Source organism: Actinomadura geliboluensis (assembly GCF_005889745.1).
Lineage (GTDB): Bacteria > Actinomycetota > Actinomycetes > Streptosporangiales > Streptosporangiaceae > Spirillospora > Spirillospora geliboluensis.
Genome location: NZ_VCKZ01000204.1, coordinates 1 through 16006 on the forward strand (window position 1 = coordinate 1; position 16006 = coordinate 16006).

Here is a 16006-nt window from a genome sequence, read left to right on the forward strand (position 1 = left end):
CGTCAGATGGGTTTAAGAGACAGGGTACTACCGCGATGCCGCCTGCATCTACGCCCCCGCCGGAACCGGCGACATCCAGCTCCTCCGTCTGGCCGAGACCGCCCTCGGTGGGGGCTGCCGTCGGGGCGCAGGGCGATCAGTTCGCCGTCGAAGACGGCCTTGTGGACGGGGAGTGCCTTCACCGCCTCCACCACCTCGGGGAGGCGGGAGGTGATCTCGTCCAGGGTGCGGGTGAAGATGTGGACGTCGCCGTCGGCGATGTGGATCTGGGCGCGGATGCCGTCGAGCTTCCATTCGACCGCCGCTTCGGCCTTCAGCTTGGCGAACGCTTCGTCGGTGGACGGGGCCGAGGCGGCCAGCATGGGTTTGACCGGGCGGCCCACCTCCAGGGTGAAGGCGCGGAGGGCGGCGACGCCGTCGGCGAGGGCGGCGGTGGCGACCGGGCCGAGGGAGCCGCGCAGCATGAACGCGCGCCGGACCTCGGCGGACGGCACCTCGGCCGCTGCCGCGATCGCCTCGGCCATCACGCCGTCCAGTGCGCCCTGGCGCAGTTCGCCCGCCAGGAGGCGGATGAGGAAGTTCTGCTCGGCCCGGGTGGCGCGGGCGAAGAGGGCGGCGACCAGGTCGCGGCGGCGGGCGACGGAGCCGGGGCCGGAGACGGCGCCGATCTCGGTGAAGGACGCGTCGACCTCGGGGACGGTCAGCGACGGCTCGGCGGCGGGCGGCGGGAGGTCCCGCAAGGCGGCGTAGCCGACGCCGATCTGGCGTTGCGGCAGCTCACCCGACAGGTAGGCGACCACGGTGGCGGCCTCGCCGGCGTCGGCCCGGCGCAGGCACTCGGCGAGCGCCGTTACCTTGGCCTTGCGGCCCGAGGTGCCCGCCACCGCCTCCGACGTCCGGGCGATCTCCGCTATCAGCACCCCTCCAGTGTGACTCCGGGGTCTGACAATCGGCACCGCCGGGGGGCCTGGTCAGCGGCGGCGCGCCTGACTACGTTGACGGGAGGCGGGCCATGACGCGACGGGGGAGTGAGGAGCGGGACGTGGGGCTGCACCCTCCGGCCGAACCGTTCCACCGGCCGTACGCGGGGCCGGAGCCGCCGTCTCCGGCGCGGCGGCCGAAGCGGCTGATCGTGCTGCTGGTGGCGGCGGTCGCGTTCATGGGTGCGGCGGTGGCGGTGTTCCTGGCCGTGCCCGGTGGGAAGACGGACCGGGCCGCGGTGACGCCCAGTACGGCCGAGCCCTCGCCGTCCGAGCCCTCGCCGTCCGAGGCTGCGCAGGGGATCGTCCGGGCGCTGCCGCCGCCGTGCGGGACGGTGCCCGCGGAGACCGTGGCGAAGGCGGTCCCGAAGGCGGCCGAGCGGCAGAGCGCGAACTCGACGCTCACCACGTGCACGTACACCTCGAAGGAGTCGGCGTTCCGCTGGCTGCGGGTGGAGGCGCGGCTGTACGCGCCCGCGCACTCCGCGACGCCGGTGCGGGACGCCGAGAGCTACTACGACGCGCAGTGGACGCAGGCGCACGACGCCCCGCTCGTCCGGACGATCGCGCTGGAGCGGGAGCAGGGCGTGGGGGACGAGGCGTACCGCTGGTTCATGGCCGACCAGGGGCAGCCGACGCTGGTCGGGCAGGTTACGGCGCGAGTCAAGAACGCGGTCGTGACGGTCAGCTACAGCGAGGAGGCGCCGCGTGGCGGCGGCCAGGCGGCGCGGGAGCGGGCGGTGCTCGGCACGGCCACGGCGGTCGCCCGCGAAGTGCTCACCGTGCTAAACGATTTCTGACCTCATTTGGCCGATCATGGCATATTTACTGTCAGCACCTTCTAAGGTGATTCGGTAATGGGGAGGCAGTATGCCGATCATGCTCCCGCGCCAGGCATGTGATCGGGGTGCTGAGACGCCTGGGAGGAGGAGGTCGACGACGTGAACGCGCGATCGGATGGAGTGTCCTGGGTGAGATAACCCCAGGCAGATGGCCGTGTTCGTCGATGGGCCGCGGAGTGGACCCCGCTCCGCGGCCCTTTTTGTTCGCGTTGTCAGGACCACTGGTCGGTATTGGCGAACCGCTTTCTCATAAGCGTTTCGACATCAAGATAAATGCGGCGGGTCAGGCGTGCAGGAGGCCCGCGCCGATCCAGACCTCGCGCGCCCGGCCGTCCAGGAAGCCGACCTCGTCGAAGAAAGCGGTGCATTTCCGGAACGACCACGCCAGCGTGGCGCGGCGGTGCGGGCTGCGCGCCGCCACCCGGCGCGCGAGCTTCGGGTCCAGCCCCACCGCCGTGTAGCAGGACGGGTGGATCATCTGCGTGGCCAGCAGCCGGGTCGCCTGCGCCATCCAGTAGGCCGCCGCCCGCCGCTGGAACGCCGGGGCCTTCGTGACGAGCCGCTTCAGCTCCTCCCGCGCGTACTTGATGTGCCGCGCCTCCTCGATCACGTGGATCCGGGTGACCTGCCGGATCAGCGGCTGCATCTCCTCGTCCGGGAACGTCAGCCGCTGGAACGCGTCGGTCAGCTCCTCCACGACGAGGGTCCCGGCGAACATCGGCATCGGGTCGTACACGGCCCCGAACAGCTTCGCCGCGTGGTACTCCAGGGCGCGCGGCCGGTGGGTGCGCAGCCCGCAGGTCCGCACCATGCGGCCGAACATCTTCGAGTGCCGGCACTCGTCCGCGATCTCCGTCAGCGCGTAGGCGAAGTGGCCGCTGTCGTAGCGGTGCCGGTAGGCGTGCATGAGCAGCGACTGCATCAGCATCATCTCCGACCAGATGCCGAAGGAGGCGATGCTGCACATCTCCCGCTTGCTGAGCTCCACGCGCTGCCGGTGCGTGAGGCCGTCCCACAGCGGCGTCTCGTAGAGCGACACGAGCTGCGGCGGGATGTAGAAGACGTCCGGGTCCTGGGGCGCGTCCCAGTCGACGTCGGCGTCCGGGTCAAACGAGTGCTTGCGGGACGTCCGCAGCAGCCGCTCGGCGACCACCTCGCGGTCGGTCAGCTCCAGCGTGTGGTCGCCGTCCTTGCAGCGGATCCGGGCCGTCCACGTGCGCGGACGGCCGTCGATCAGCAACGCGTCGGGGGGCATGGATCCTTCTCCTCTTGCGGCATGGAGGGTCGGGGGCCGCGCCCGGCGCGGACGTCAGCCCTGGGGGGTGGGGATTCTGGCCAGCAGGCGCAGGGACGCGGGGGACACCCGGGACAGGGTGTGCAGCAGGTGGCCCTCGAAGTTCACCGGGACCACGGCCTTGTTCTTGACGATGGCGTTGACGACCCGCTCGGCGACCTTCTCCGGCGGGTAGTTGCGCAGCTGGATGGCCTTCTGGCCGCGCTGCCGCAGCTTCTCGGGGGACCCGTCGACGTAGGTCCCGTTCTTGACGAGGTCGGTGCTGACGAAGCCGGGGCAGACGGCGGTGACGCCGATCCGCGACCCCGCCAGCTCCGCGCGCAGCGACTCGCTGAGCATCAGCACGGCCGCCTTCGTCGTGCAGTAGGCGGGCATGCCGCGCCACGGCGCGAACGCGGAGGCGGACGCGATGTTGACGATGTGCCCGCCGAGGTTCGGCTTGTCGGGCTTGTTGGGCAGGGCGTTGACGCGGTCGCGCATCTGCCGGCCGAACAGCCGGCAGCCGTGGATGACGCCCCACAGGTTGACGCCGAGGATGCGGTCCCAGTCGTCCGGCTCGGTGTCGAGGAACGGCCCGGCGAGCGCGATGCCCGCGTTGTTGACCACGATGTCGGGGACGCGGTGCGCCTGCTTCACCTCGGCGGCGAACGCCTCCATCGCGGCGGCGTCGGAGACGTCCACCCGGTAGGCGGTGCCGCCCGCGCCGACGGACTTCGCGCGGGCGGCGGTGCGCTCGGCCGCGGCGAGGTCGATGTCGGCGGCGATGACGCTCGCGCCGCTCTCGGCCAGGGCGAGGGCGGTGGCGCGGCCGATGCCGCCGCCGGCTCCGGTGACGACGGCGAGCGCTCCGTCGAAGTGCGCGAGTGGCATCCAGACCTCCGAGGTGTGCGGACGAGTAGCTCTCAGATCGAGTGATCCAAACGTACTCAGCCCGTGGCCGCGTCGGCGATGACGGCGTCCACCTCGGCCTTGCGGTCGGCCTCCTCGGCGGCGAACCGCGCGGTGTCGAGCTTCTCGGCGATCTCCTCGTCCTGCCTCATGAGCGCGTCGAGGTCGGCCTTGGACATGTCGAGGACGCCCATGTCGTCATAGGTCTGCTGGACGCGCTCGCTCCACAGCCCGATGTCCTTCACGCACGGGACGATCCGGCTGAACAGCAGGCTCTGGAACATCCGCATGTAGGGCGAGTTCTCCACCAGCTCGTCGACCTCGGCGGGGTCGATCCCGAAGTTGGTGTAGATCTCCCGGCCGCGGATGCGGTCGCGCATCAGGTAGCAGCCCTCGATGACGAAGTCCTCGCGCTCGCGCAGCTCGGCGGCCGAGAGCTGCTTGTAGTAGTCGCGCAGCGCGAGGCGCCCGAACGCGACGTGCCGGGCCTCGTCCTGCATGACGTAGGCGAGGATCTGCTTGGGCAGCGGCTTGGTGGTGATGTCGCGGATGACGCCGAACGCGGCGAGCGCGAGGCCCTCGATGAGCACCTGCATGCCGAGGTAGGGCATGTCCCAGCGGGAGTCGGTGAGGGTCTCGTTGAGCAGGTCCTGGAGCTGGGTGTTGATCGGGTAGACCATCCCGATCTTCTCGTGCAGGAACCGGGTGAACAGCTCGACGTGCCGCGCCTCGTCCATGGTCTGGGTGGCGGAGTAGAACTTGGAGTCGAGGTCGGGCACCGACTCGACGATGCGGGCGGCGGTGACCATCGCGCCCTGCTCGCCGTGCACGAACTGGGAGAACTGCCAGGACGTGTAGTGCCGGCGCAGCTCGCCGCGCTCCTTGACCGAGAGCTTGTCCCAGTGCTTCGTCCCGTAGATGGCGAGGGACTGGTCGGGGACGCCGAGGACGTCGTGCGGGTCGACCTCGAGGTCCCAGTCGATGCGCTTGACGGAGTCCCACTGCTTGTCCTTGCCCTTCTGGTAGAGGGCGAGGAGGCGGTCGCGTCCGTCGTCGTACTCCCAGGTGAACCGGGCGTCGCCGGCCATGGGCACGGTCCAGCCCCCGGCGGGGACGGGGTCGGTGTAGAGGTCGTGGGTCGACATGGGGCACTCCTCCCCGAGCGCGGACGTACGGTGTACGTCTACGTACAATGTACGTACCGTGTCATGGGACACTTATCGGTGTCAACGGCGGGAGAGGGCGGGCTGCATGACCAAGGGCGTGACCCCCGACACACCGCGCCCCGCGCTGACCCGCGACCGCATCGTCCGGGCGGCGGTCGCGCTGATCGAGCGGGAGGGCGCGGACGCGCTGTCGATGCGCCGCGTCGCGGCCGAGCTGGACGTCGCCGTGATGTCGCTCTACAACCACGTCCCGAACAAGACCGCCCTGCTGGAGGGCGTCGCGGAGCAGGTCGTCGCGGGCCTGGAGCTGACCGACGACCCCGACGAGCCGTGGCAGGAGCGGGCGCGCGCGCTCGTCCGCGCGTTCCGCAAGGTCGCGCACGACAACCCGCGCTGCATGACGATCGTCTTCACCCACAAGGTCGACACGGCGGCGGGGCTGCGGCCGATGGAGCGGGCGCTCGCGCTGGCGGACGCGGCCGGGTTCGACGGCGGCACCGCCGTGCGGATCATGCGGGCGCTGCTGGCCTACGCGATCGGCGCGCAGATGCGCGAGATCGGCATGGAGAAGATGCTCGGGCACCTCGCCGAGACCGGCGCCGAGTCGTGGAACCACCTCGACCCGGACGAGTTCCGGCACGTCATCGCCTACGGGCCGGAGCTGGCCCAGCACGACCCCGAGAGCGACTTCGAGTTCGGCCTCGACCTGCTCATCGCGGCGCTGGAGGCGCTTGCCCGCCGTCAGCCGCGCCGGGGGACGGGTCCAGGTACGGGCTGAGGCCCTGCCGGCAGAAGTCGGTCATGTAGCGGGCGGCGTCCTCCGCCGACACGTCGGGACGGGTGGCCTGCCACAGCGCGACCCGCTCGCTCGCGCCCATGATGATCTGCGTGTACGCCTCGATCGCGGCGTCCGGCGCGCCCGGCGCGAACATCGCGAGCACCCCCGCGATCAGCGTGCTCTGCTGCCGCCGGGTCGCCTCGACGGCCTCGGCGGTCTCCGGGGACGGGACGACCGGCTCGCGCAGCAGCATCGCGAACGAGCCGCTGTGCGCGTCCACGAAGGAGAAGTAGGCGAGCATGCCGCGCCACAGGATGTCCTCGGGGGTGGTGGCGCCCGCCATGGCCTTCTGGGTGACGTCGAGCAGCTCGGCCTTGGACCTGCTGACGCAGGCCACGAGCAGGCCGTCCTTGGAGCCGAAGTACTCGTAGAGCATCGGCTTGGAGACCCCGCAGCGCTCGGCGATCTCGTCCATGGAGGTGCCCTGGTAGCCGCGCTCGCCGAACACCTGCTCCGCCACGTCCAGCATCTGCTGCTCCCGCTCGGCCCGCGACATCCGCCTGCGCTTGCGGGCGGGGGGCTGCGGTGTGGCGCCACTCACAGGAGAATCCTATCTGTTGGACCTACCGTCAGTAACCTACTCGCGGTAACTTACCGGAAGTAGGTTATCCGAGAGGAGGGGTCATGAGCGAGCGCGCCCCCGCGATCGTCATCATCGGCTCCGGCTTCGCCGGCCTCGGCATGGCGATCCGGCTCAAGCAGTCCGGCTTCCACGACTTCACCGTCCTGGAGAAGAGCGACGCGCTCGGCGGGACGTGGCACGACAACACCTATCCCGGGTGCGCCTGCGACGTGCCCTCGCACATGTACTCCTTCTCCTTCGAGCTGAACCCCGGCTGGTCGCGGATGTTCGCGCCGCAGCCGGAGATCCGCGCGTACATGGAGCGGACCGCCGACAAGTACCGGGTGCGCGACCACATCCGCTTCGGCGCGCGGGTCGACTCGATGGAGTACGACGACGAGGCCAAGCGCTGGAACGTCACCCTCACCGACGGGACGGTCCTCACCCCCCGCGCCATCGTGTCGGGCATCGGCGCGCTGCACGTCCCGTCCTTCCCGGACCTGCCGGGCATGGAGCGGTTCCAGGGCACCGCGTTCCACTCCGCCGAGTGGGACCACGACTACGACCTCACCGGCAAGCGCGTCGCCGTCATCGGGACGGGCGCGTCCGCGATCCAGTTCGTCCCGAAGGTCGCCAAGCGGGCCGGGGACCTGGTCGTCTTCCAGCGGACGCCGCCGTGGATCCAGCCGAAGCCGGACGTGCCGATCCCCGCGCCGGTGCGCAAGGCGTTCGAGAAGGTGCCGGGCGCCGCCCGCGCGTTCCGCAACGGCATCTACTGGGCGCTGGAGGCCCGCGCGGTCGGCTTCACCGTCGACCCGCGCCTGTCGGGCCCGCAGGAGCGCGTCGCCCGCCGGCACATCGAGAAGCAGATCGCCGACCCGGAGCTGCGCGCCAAGGTGACGCCCGACTACACGATCGGGTGCAAGCGGATCCTGCTGTCCAACGACTACTATCCGGCGCTCGCCCGCCCGAACGTGCACGTGGAGACCTCCGGCGTCGCCGAGGTGCGGGAGAACTCGATCGTCACCGCGGACGGCCGCGAGTACGAGGTCGACTGCATCGTCTACGGCACCGGCTTCAAGGTGGTCGACGCCCTCAACGACCTGCGCGTCACCGGCCGGGGCGGCACCAAGCTCCAGGAGATCTGGGCGGACGGCATCGAGGCGCACCGCGGCACCACGATCCCCGGCATGCCGAACTTCTTCATGCTGCTCGGCCCGAACACCGGCCTCGGCCACAACTCGGTCGTCTTCATGATCGAGGTGCAGATCCAGCACGTGCTGAGCTGCCTGCGCCTCCTCCAGGACGCCGGCGGCGAGGTCATCGAGCCGAGGCCGGAGGCCGCGCGCCGGTTCAACGACCGGCTGCAGAGGCGGCTGCGCCGCGCCGTCTGGAACGAGGGCGGCTGCGACAGCTGGTACCTGGACGACAAGGGCGTGAACCGCACCCTGTGGCCGGGCTTCACGTTCGAGTTCTGGGCGGGCTCCCGCAAGGCCGACCCCGCCGAGTACATCATCACCCGCTGAGGACGGGGCAAGTCCGGGCGCCCGCCATGCGGTGGGCGCCCGGACGTGTTACGCATGGGGCATGCCGAAGCCGCTGATGCCGAGCTGGCTCCCCAGCTTCAACAAGAAGGTCACGAACCGGATCCAGGGCGTCTACGCGCCCTACGTGCCGCCGCTCGCCGTGGTCGTGCACCGGGGGCGCCGGTCGGGCCGCGAGTACCGGACGCCCGTCACCGCGTTCCGCAGCGGCTCGCGGCTGATCATCGGGCTGCCGTACGGGCGCGACACCGACTGGGTCCGCAACCTGCTGGCCGAGGGGCGCGGCGGTGTGGAGCGGCTCGGCCGCGCCCGGCGCATCGCGCACCCGCGCGTGGTGACGTCCGCCGAGGCCGACGTCCTGCCGCTGCCGGCCCGCTCCGCGACCCGCTTCATGGACGTCCTGGTGGCCGACATCGAGGACTGACCCGCCCCGCGGCGGCTCGTCAGCGCTGCTTCTCGGGCGCGAACATCGGCCGGAACCCCGCGAGGAGCTGCCGGATCACGGGCCGCTGCTCGGCCGGGGTGCGGCCCCGCAGGTCGTGGATCGGGTCGAGGCCGTCGTAGTACGGCGCCAGCGCGAGGAACGGCAGCAGGGTCATCAGCCAGGTGGCGAGGACGGCGAGGTCGGCGTCCTCGCGGATAGCGCCCTCGGCCTTCCACAGCTCCAGCGTCGGGTGGATGACCTGGAGGTAGTGCTGGTTCGCGGTGTCGCGGACGACGGACCGCACGCTGTTGTCGAGCTCGAAGTTGGTGGCCGCCGTGACGCCGCGCTCCAGCGGGTGGTCGGCCATGTACTCGGTCCAGTCGCAGAGGACGTCGAAGAGCCACTCGTCGAAGGACTGGTCGAAGGAGACGCGCTCGATGCGGCGCTCCATCTCCTCGCGGATGCGGCGGGACGTCTCGTCGCAGACGAACGCGAAGAACTCCAGCTTGTCGCTGAAGTACTGGAACAGCGACCCCTTGGCGATGCCGGCCTCGCGCGCGATGGTGTTCAGGCTGCCGGTCGAGTACCCGTGCTCCCCGAACTCGCGCATCGCCACCTCGAGCACGCGCTCGCGCTTGGCGACGTTGAGGCGGAACCAGGTCGAGGTCGGCATGGACTCCTTCGACTTCCCGTCAGGGGGCGGTAACCAGAAGGTCAGGATAACGGCCCGTGCCGTCCCGTGTGACCCAAAACGTCACCGGCGTTCGCGGAAAGTCACAACAGCGTCGAAACGGCCGTCGGTGTCACGCCTTCCGGCGCCCCAGGCGGCGGCGCCGGTAGAGGCTCGCGGCGCGCAGGGTGGCGTCGAGCGAGAACCGGGTGTCGGCGTCGTCCAGGCTGTCGCCGAGGTACCCCTCCAGCTGGCGGAGCCGGTACCGGACGGTCTGCGGGTGGATCTTGAGCCGCTCGCCGATGTCGACCGCGGTGGCGCGGGTGGTGACGGACTCGGCGAGGGTCTCGACCAGGCGCTTGCGCTGCCCGTCCGAGACGTCCTGGAGCGGCTCCAGGTGCCGCCGGGTGAGCTCCTCGATCAGCGGCGGGTCGGACAGCAGCCACATGGTCATCAGGTGGTTCTGGCACGGGATGAGGGAGCCGTCCGGGATGATCCCCTCCTCCGCGAGGGCGAGCACGCGGCGCGCCCAGCGCAGCGAGTGCGTGGCCCGTTCCAGCGGGAGGGTGAGGCCGAGGACGCAGCTGGCGTCCGACAGGGCGGCGCGCAGCATGCTCTTGCGGTCGGCGGTGAGGGGCCCGGGGACGAGCAGGCACGGCTCGGCGGAGTCGAAGTCGGTGAGGACGTCGGTGTCGAGCGCGGAGCGCGTGCAGGGCGCCTCGGGGTGGACGGCGATGAGCGTGGCCTCGGCGGGCAGCGGCCACCAGCCGGTGGACTTGGCGAGGTCCTCGATGGCCTCGGGGACGACGGCGGGCCGCTGCAGGATGAGGTGCAGCAGCCGGCGCCGCTCCTCGCGGCGGCGCATGTCGGCGTGCCCGGTGGCCTGCTGGTAGCCGAGGCGGGCCTGGGCGACCGATTCCTCCAGGTAGACGAGCATGGCGTCGACGGCGGCGGCCACGACGGAGGTCGGGACCTGCTCGCGCTCGGCGAGGACGGCCGTCCGGCGCCAGGCGACGTGGAAGGCGATCCGGGCGGCGGCCTGCAGGTGGTCCAGGGAGCGCCCCTCGATGGCCTCGAAGCGCCCGAGGGTGCGGCAGGTCTCGTCGCGCTGGGCGGTGGAGGCGTTCGGGTCGGAGACGCGCTCCAAGAACGTCGGCAGCAGCATGTCGGCGCAGAGCCGGAGCGTCTGGTCGTAGGACGGGTCGGGCCGGTCGTATTCGGGGATGTTCTGCTTGATCTCCGCGACGATCTCGTTCGTCACATCGGCCAGTTCGGCCCGCAGCAGCTCGAGGAAATCCCGGAAGTCGATCTGACTCCTGCCGTGTTCGGACAATTCCAATGCCTGCGACATGGAAAGGAAACCTCCGCATCGAGCCGGCCGGTACGGGGTGGCCGTCCCGGCGGGACGGCGGCTCCGGACGGGGGTGTGCCGGACGGGAAGCGAGCAGCGTGGGCGAGTTCGAGAACACCGCGAACATAAAGTCGCCAGTCCCGGCTGGCAAGGGGCTGCGGCATGATCGGCCGCACGGGCCCCCGCTTTGCGCGCGATGTGACAAGAATGACGTTCGGTTGCTGGATCGGTGACAACCGCGGCGGCCGGGTGCGCGTCGGCGCGCGGCCCGCCGGCAACATGTTACCCGGCGGTAGTCACTCGCGACGAGTTCGCGGAGATCGAACACTAAGTCGGTGACAAATTCCGGCGGCCATTTACCGAATTGTGCCGAAGATACCGCGAGCCCCTATTGAATTCCGTGTCTACTGGGCCGTAACGTCCTCGCAACCTCCTGCCCTATCGCGAGTGGTGGTGTCGTTGGGAATTGAAGTCGTCGTCGAGGGGCTGACGAAAGTGTTCGGCCGGCAGACGATCTGGCGGGATGTCACCCTCACCCTCCCGCCGGGAGAGGTCAGCGTGCTGCTCGGGCCGTCCGGCACCGGCAAGACGGTGTTCCTCAAGTCGCTCGTCGGCCTGCTCAAGCCCGAGGAGGGCCGGGTCATGATCGACGGCGTCGACATGGTCAACGACCGCGACCGCGACGTCTTCGAGGCCCGCAAGCGGTTCGGCCTAATGTTCCAGGACGGCGCCCTGTTCGGGTCCCTGCCCCTGTACGACAACATCGCGTTCCCGCTCCGCGAGCACACCCGCAAGTCGGAGTCGGAGATCCGCCGGATCGTGCTGGAGCGGATGGAGATGGTCGGCCTCGCCGGCGAGGAGCGCAAGCTGCCCGGCCAGATCTCCGGCGGCATGCGCAAGCGCGCCGGCCTGGCCCGCGCGCTCGTCCTCGACCCGGAGATCATCCTGTGCGACGAGCCGGACTCCGGCCTCGACCCGGTCCGCACCGCGCACATCTCGCAGCTGCTCATCGACGTCAACGCGCGGATCGACGCGACGATGCTGATCGTCACGCACAACATCGACATCGCCGCGACCGTCCCCGACAACATCGGCATGCTGTACCGCCGCGACCTCGTCGCGTTCGGCCCCCGCGAGGCGCTGCTGACCAGCGAGGAGCCGGCCGTCCTGCAGTTCCTGCACGGCGACACCCACGGCCCGATCGGCATGTCGGAGGAGAAGGACGCGGCGCTGCTCGCCGCCGAGGCCGCGGCCCCGGCGCGCACCCACCGCACCCTGGAGATCCCGCCGCAGCTGCGGCCGACGCCCGGGATGCCGCCCCGGCAGGCGGAGCAGCGGCACGCGATGGCGGTCGACGCGATGATGCCGCGGCTGTCCTACGCGGCGCAGCAGGCGATCCGCGCCAACCGCGCCCACCAGCAGCGGGAAGGCGGCCTCCATGGCGCGAACTGACATGCCGCACACCGACAGGGCGCGAACTGAGCACCCGACCGCACGGCGCGGCGACGCGCGCGTGCCCGTGGAAGGAGACGCGCGTGGCCGCACCTGACGCCGCGGTCCCCGGCGCCGGCGCGCTGCGCCAGACCGGGCGGCTGTTCGCGCTGGCCGGGACGGTGCTGGCGCTGTCGTTCCGGCGCCCGTTCCAGCTCCGCGAGCTGGTCCAGCAGTTCTGGTTCATCGCGTCGGTGTCGATCCTGCCGACCGCGCTGGTGTCGATCCCGTTCGGCGCCGTCATCTCGCTGCAGGTCGGGTCGCTGGCCAAGCAGCTCGGCGCGCAGTCGCTCACCGGCGGCGCGAGCGTCCTCGCGGTCGTGCAGCAGGCGAGCCCGCTGATCGTGGCGCTGCTGATCTCCGGCGCGGCCGGGTCGGCGATCTGCGCCGACCTCGGCTCCCGGACGATCCGCGAGGAGATGGACGCGATGGAGGTCATGGGCGTCTCGCCCATCCAGCGCCTCGTCGTCCCCCGGGTGCTCGCCTGCATGGCGGTCGCGGTGCTGCTGAACGGCCTGGTCTCGGTGGTCGGCGTCGCCGGCGGCTACTTCTTCAACGTGCTGCTGCAGGACGGGACGCCCGGCGCCTACCTCGCCTCGTTCTCCGCGCTCGCGCAGCTCCCCGACCTCTACATCGGCGAGTTCAAGGCGCTGATTTTCGGGTTCATCGCCGGGGTCGTGGCCGCCTACCGCGGCCTGAACCCGAGCCCCGGCCCGAAGGGCGTCGGGGACGCGGTCAACCAGTCGGTCGTCATCACGTTCCTGATGCTGTTCTTCGTCAACGTCGTGCTGACCGCCATCTACCTGCAGGTCGTCCCCCCGAAGGGAGCGTGACATGGCGGTTCCCGGGGCCCGCCGGCTCAAGCCGGTGAAGCTGGTCTCCTGGCTGGACCAGCCCGGCGACCAGCTCGGCTTCTACATCCGGGCGCTGCTGTGGACGCCGCGCGCGATCCGCCGCTACCTGGGCGAGTCGCTGCGGCTGCTCAGCGAGGTCGCGTTCGGCAGCGGCGCGCTCGCCGTCATCGGCGGCACCGTCGGCGTGATGATCGGCATGACGATCTTCACCGGCGTCGTCGTCGGGCTGTCCGGCTACGCCGCGCTCGACCAGATCGGGTCGGCGGCGTTCACCGGGTTCATCTCGGCGTACTTCAACACCCGCGAGATCGCGCCGCTGGCGTCCGGGCTGGCGCTGTCGGCGACGGTCGGCGCGGGGTTCACCGCGCAGCTCGGCGCGATGCGGATCAACGACGAGATCGACGCGCTGGAGGGCATGGGCATCCAGTCGGTGCCCTACCTCGTCACGACCCGGATCATCGCGGGCACGGTCGCGATCATCCCGCTGTACGGCATCGGGCTGCTCAGCTCGTACCTGGCGTCCAGACAGGTGACGATCTGGTTCAACGGGCAGTCGGCCGGCACCTACGACCACTACTTCAACCTCTTCCTCGCCCCCGAGGACGTGCTGCTCTCGTTCGCGAAAGTGCTGATCTTCAGCGTGATGGTGGTGCTGGCGCACTGCTACTACGGCTACCGCGCGGTCGGCGGCCCCGCCGGCGTGGGCGTCGCCGTCGGCCGCGCGGTCCGCACCGCGATCGTGCTGATCAGCGTGACGGACTTCTTCGCCAGCCTCGCCATCTGGGGCGCCACGACGACGGTGAAGGTGACGGGCTGACATGGCGAGACGAACGACCCGGCACGTGGTCGGGCAGCGCCTCACCGGGGTGGTATTCCTGCTCGTCCCGGCGCTGCTGATCTGGCTGTCGATCGCGATCTACGACAAGCAGTTCACCGACGCGACGACGGTGACGCTGCGCACCTCGACGGCCGGGCACGAGATGCACCCGATGGCGGACGTGAAGGTCCGCGGCGTGGTCGTCGGCGAGGTCCGCTCCATCAAGGCGGACGGCGCGGGCGCGAAGCTGGAGCTGGCGCTGAAACCGGGGATGACCGACCGGATCCCGGCGGACGTCCAGGCGCGGCTGCTGCCGACGACGGTGTTCGGCGCCCGGTTCGTCTCGCTCGTCCCGCCGCCGGGGTCGGCGGGCCGGCCGATCGCGGACGGCGACGTGATCTCCGAGGACCGCAGCCAGAACGCGGTGGAGCTGTCGGAGGTCCTGAACCACACGATGGACCTGCTCAACACGCTCCAGCCCGCGAAGCTGTCGGCGACGCTGAACGCCATGTCGCGGGCGCTGGAGGGGCGCGGCGACCAGATCGGCCGCAACTTCGAGCAGCTCGACGCGTTCCTGACCAGGATGAACCCGGAGGTCCCGGCGCTCACCCGCAACCTCCAGGAGCTGGCGGAGTTCACCCAGCACGCCTCCGACGCGGCGCCCGACCTCCTCCAGGCGCTCACCGACTTCACGGTGACGAGCAAGACGATCGTGGAGCAGCGCACCGCGCTCGCGACCCTGTACGACGCGGTGTCGGGGTCGTCGGCCGACCTCCAGGACTTCCTGGACGCCAACTCCGGCAACATCATCGCGCTGGCGACCGAGAGCCGGGGGAGCCTGGAGTTGATGCGCCGCTACGCCCCGGCCGCGCCCTGCACGTTCCGCACCCTCGCCGGCTTCATCCCGACGATGAACAAGGTGCTCGGGAAGGGCACGAACCAGCACGGCGTGCACGGCGTGGTGGTGCCGCTCAAGAGCAAGGGCCGCTACGTGCCGGGCAAGGACGCGCCGCGCTACGACGGCGGCAACGGGCCGCGCTGCCCGAGCGTCCCGTACCTGGCGACCGGGAACGGCGTGCGGGTGCTGCCCGCGGGCGGCGCCCCCGGCAAGGCGGGCGCGGCCGGCAGCGGCCTCGGCCCGGCGAACTCGGCGTCGGAGAACGACCTGGTCAACGAGCTCGCCGGCCCGCCGCTGGACGAGGTCCCCGAGGAACTGCCGGACTGGTCGAGCGTGCTGGTCGGGCCGATCTACCGGGGCACGGAGGTGACGGTCAAGTGAGGCTCACCGGCCAGGGGATCAAGGGCATGGGCTTCCCGCTCGTCAGCTCGCTGATCTTCATCGTGGTGACGGTGCTGGCGACGGCGCTGCTGGCGTCCAGCATCACCGGCGCCACCAGCGGCGACCGCGTCACCTACTACGCGAAGTTCACCGACGTCGCCGGGCTGCACCCGGGGCACGGGGTGCGGATCGCGGGCGTCGAGGTCGGCCAGGTCGAGGAGATCAAGGTCAGCGACCGGAGGCTCGCCCGGGTGAAGATCTCCGTCGACCGGGATCGGCGGATCCCGGCGTCGGCGACCGCCGCCGTGAAGTACCTGAACCTGGTCGGCGGGCGGTACATCGCGCTCGGCCAGGGCACCGGTTCGCCCGGCGACGTGCTGAAGCCCGGCGGGACGATCCCCGTCGAGCACACCGCCGGGACGCTCAACCTCACGCAGCTGTTCCAGGGCTTCCAGCCGCTGATGCAGGCGCTGTCGCCCGGCGAGGCGAACAAGCTGTCGGAGTCGATCGTCAAGGTGCTCCAGGGGGAGAGCGGCACCGTCGAGAGCCTGCTGCGGACCGTCGGGCAGCTCACGAGCACGCTCGCCGCCAAGGACAAGGTGATCGGCCAGCTCATCGCCAACCTGGACAGCGTCGTCCAGACCATCAACAGCCGTGACCGGCAGCTCGTCGACCTGGTCACCACGCTGCGCCGGTTCACCTCCGGCCTCGCCACCGACCGCAGGCCGATCGGTGAGGCGCTCGGGTCGATCGCCGACCTGACCACCGCCACCGCCGGGCTGCTCCAGGTCACGCGGGACCCGCTGAAGGACGACATCGTCCAGCTCGGCCGGCTCAGCGACAACCTCAACCGCGACGAGCCGCTGCTGACGCGTTTCCTCCAGCGCTCGCCCGGGAAGATGGCGGCCTTCGGGCGCCTGGCCTCCTACGGCTCGTGGGTGAACTTCTACCAGTGCGAGGTGAAGTTGATCGGCGTCAGCTACGCGGGCTCCGACCTGTCGGAGCA

The 16006-nt window shown here is 70.8% G+C and carries 16 protein-coding genes; 9 read left to right on the forward strand and 7 right to left on the reverse strand.

From position 1 onward, the window contains the following. Positions 1–2 precede the first annotated feature (2 nt). Complete coding sequence (locus ETD96_RS25150; protein ID WP_138638946.1) at positions 3–920, reverse strand: ATP-dependent DNA ligase; 918 nt, start codon at positions 918–920, stop codon at positions 3–5. Between the two features lie 92 nt (positions 921–1012). Between ETD96_RS25150 and ETD96_RS25155 the strand changes: the two genes are divergently transcribed. After that, positions 1013–1780 carry a hypothetical protein gene (locus ETD96_RS25155; protein ID WP_138638947.1) on the forward strand — a complete coding sequence of 256 codons (768 nt, stop codon included), beginning with the start codon at positions 1013–1015 and terminating at the stop codon, positions 1778–1780. Between the two features lie 325 nt (positions 1781–2105). On the opposite strand, the gene ETD96_RS25160 is transcribed toward ETD96_RS25155, so the two are convergent. Genes ETD96_RS25160 through ETD96_RS25170 form a run of 3 tightly spaced genes read right to left on the reverse strand, consistent with a single transcriptional unit; the run spans position 2106 to position 5149 of the window. Then, the gene (locus ETD96_RS25160) at positions 2106–3077 is read right to left on the reverse strand and encodes an AurF N-oxygenase family protein (RefSeq protein WP_138638948.1); all 972 of its coding nucleotides are present in this window, start codon (positions 3075–3077) and stop codon (positions 2106–2108) included. Between the two features lie 54 nt (positions 3078–3131). Further along, positions 3132–3986 (reverse strand): SDR family NAD(P)-dependent oxidoreductase, encoded by an 855-nt coding sequence (locus ETD96_RS25165; protein WP_138638949.1) that lies wholly within the window; start codon positions 3984–3986, stop codon positions 3132–3134. Between the two features lie 56 nt (positions 3987–4042). Further along, complete coding sequence (locus ETD96_RS25170) at positions 4043–5149, reverse strand: ferritin-like domain-containing protein (RefSeq protein WP_138638950.1); 1107 nt, start codon at positions 5147–5149, stop codon at positions 4043–4045. Positions 5150–5255: 106 nt separating this feature from the next. On the opposite strand from ETD96_RS25170, the gene ETD96_RS25175 reads away from it, so the two are divergent. Further along, a complete protein-coding gene (locus tag ETD96_RS25175) occupies positions 5256–5948 on the forward strand; it encodes a TetR/AcrR family transcriptional regulator (RefSeq protein WP_138638951.1) in 693 nt (230 codons plus the stop codon). Here ETD96_RS25175 and ETD96_RS25180 read toward each other — a convergent pair. Further along, positions 5881–6549 carry a TetR/AcrR family transcriptional regulator gene (locus ETD96_RS25180; protein ID WP_240808172.1) on the reverse strand — a complete coding sequence of 223 codons (669 nt, stop codon included), beginning with the start codon at positions 6547–6549 and terminating at the stop codon, positions 5881–5883. The genes ETD96_RS25175 and ETD96_RS25180 overlap by 68 nt on opposite strands. An 83-nt stretch (positions 6550–6632) precedes the next feature. Between ETD96_RS25180 and ETD96_RS25185 the strand changes: the two genes are divergently transcribed. After that, a complete protein-coding gene (locus ETD96_RS25185; RefSeq protein WP_138638952.1) occupies positions 6633–8096 on the forward strand; it encodes a flavin-containing monooxygenase in 1464 nt (487 codons plus the stop codon). A 61-nt stretch (positions 8097–8157) separates the two neighbouring features. Next, positions 8158–8538: a nitroreductase family deazaflavin-dependent oxidoreductase gene (locus ETD96_RS25190; RefSeq protein ID WP_205719452.1), complete on the forward strand. Its 381-nt coding sequence runs from the start codon at positions 8158–8160 to the stop codon at positions 8536–8538. A gap of 19 nt (positions 8539–8557) precedes the next feature. Here the strand turns inward: ETD96_RS25190 and ETD96_RS25195 are convergent, their stop codons facing one another. Then, positions 8558–9211: a TetR/AcrR family transcriptional regulator gene (locus ETD96_RS25195; RefSeq protein WP_138638953.1), complete on the reverse strand. Its 654-nt coding sequence runs from the start codon at positions 9209–9211 to the stop codon at positions 8558–8560. A 130-nt stretch (positions 9212–9341) separates the two neighbouring features. Then, positions 9342–10559 (reverse strand): PucR-like N-terminal domain-containing protein, encoded by a 1218-nt coding sequence (locus tag ETD96_RS25200; protein WP_138638954.1) that lies wholly within the window; start codon positions 10557–10559, stop codon positions 9342–9344. A 459-nt stretch (positions 10560–11018) separates the two neighbouring features. Here ETD96_RS25200 and ETD96_RS25205 point away from each other — a divergent pair, with 459 nt between their 5' ends. From ETD96_RS25205 to ETD96_RS25225, 5 genes are all read left to right on the forward strand, one after another. Next, a complete protein-coding gene (locus tag ETD96_RS25205) occupies positions 11019–12011 on the forward strand; it encodes an ABC transporter ATP-binding protein (RefSeq protein WP_138638955.1) in 993 nt (330 codons plus the stop codon). 83 nt (positions 12012–12094) lie between these two features. Continuing rightward, positions 12095–12883: an MlaE family ABC transporter permease gene (locus tag ETD96_RS25210; protein ID WP_138638956.1), complete on the forward strand. Its 789-nt coding sequence runs from the start codon at positions 12095–12097 to the stop codon at positions 12881–12883. Position 12884: 1 nt separating this feature from the next. Next, a complete protein-coding gene (locus ETD96_RS25215) occupies positions 12885–13721 on the forward strand; it encodes an MlaE family ABC transporter permease (RefSeq protein WP_138638957.1) in 837 nt (278 codons plus the stop codon). 1 nt (position 13722) lies between these two features. Continuing rightward, a complete protein-coding gene (locus ETD96_RS25220) occupies positions 13723–15000 on the forward strand; it encodes an MCE family protein (RefSeq protein ID WP_138638958.1) in 1278 nt (425 codons plus the stop codon). Next, positions 14997–16006: MCE family protein (locus ETD96_RS25225; protein WP_205719453.1), on the forward strand; the 1010-nt coding region annotated here is incomplete at its 3' end. The genes ETD96_RS25220 and ETD96_RS25225, both read left to right, overlap by 4 nt.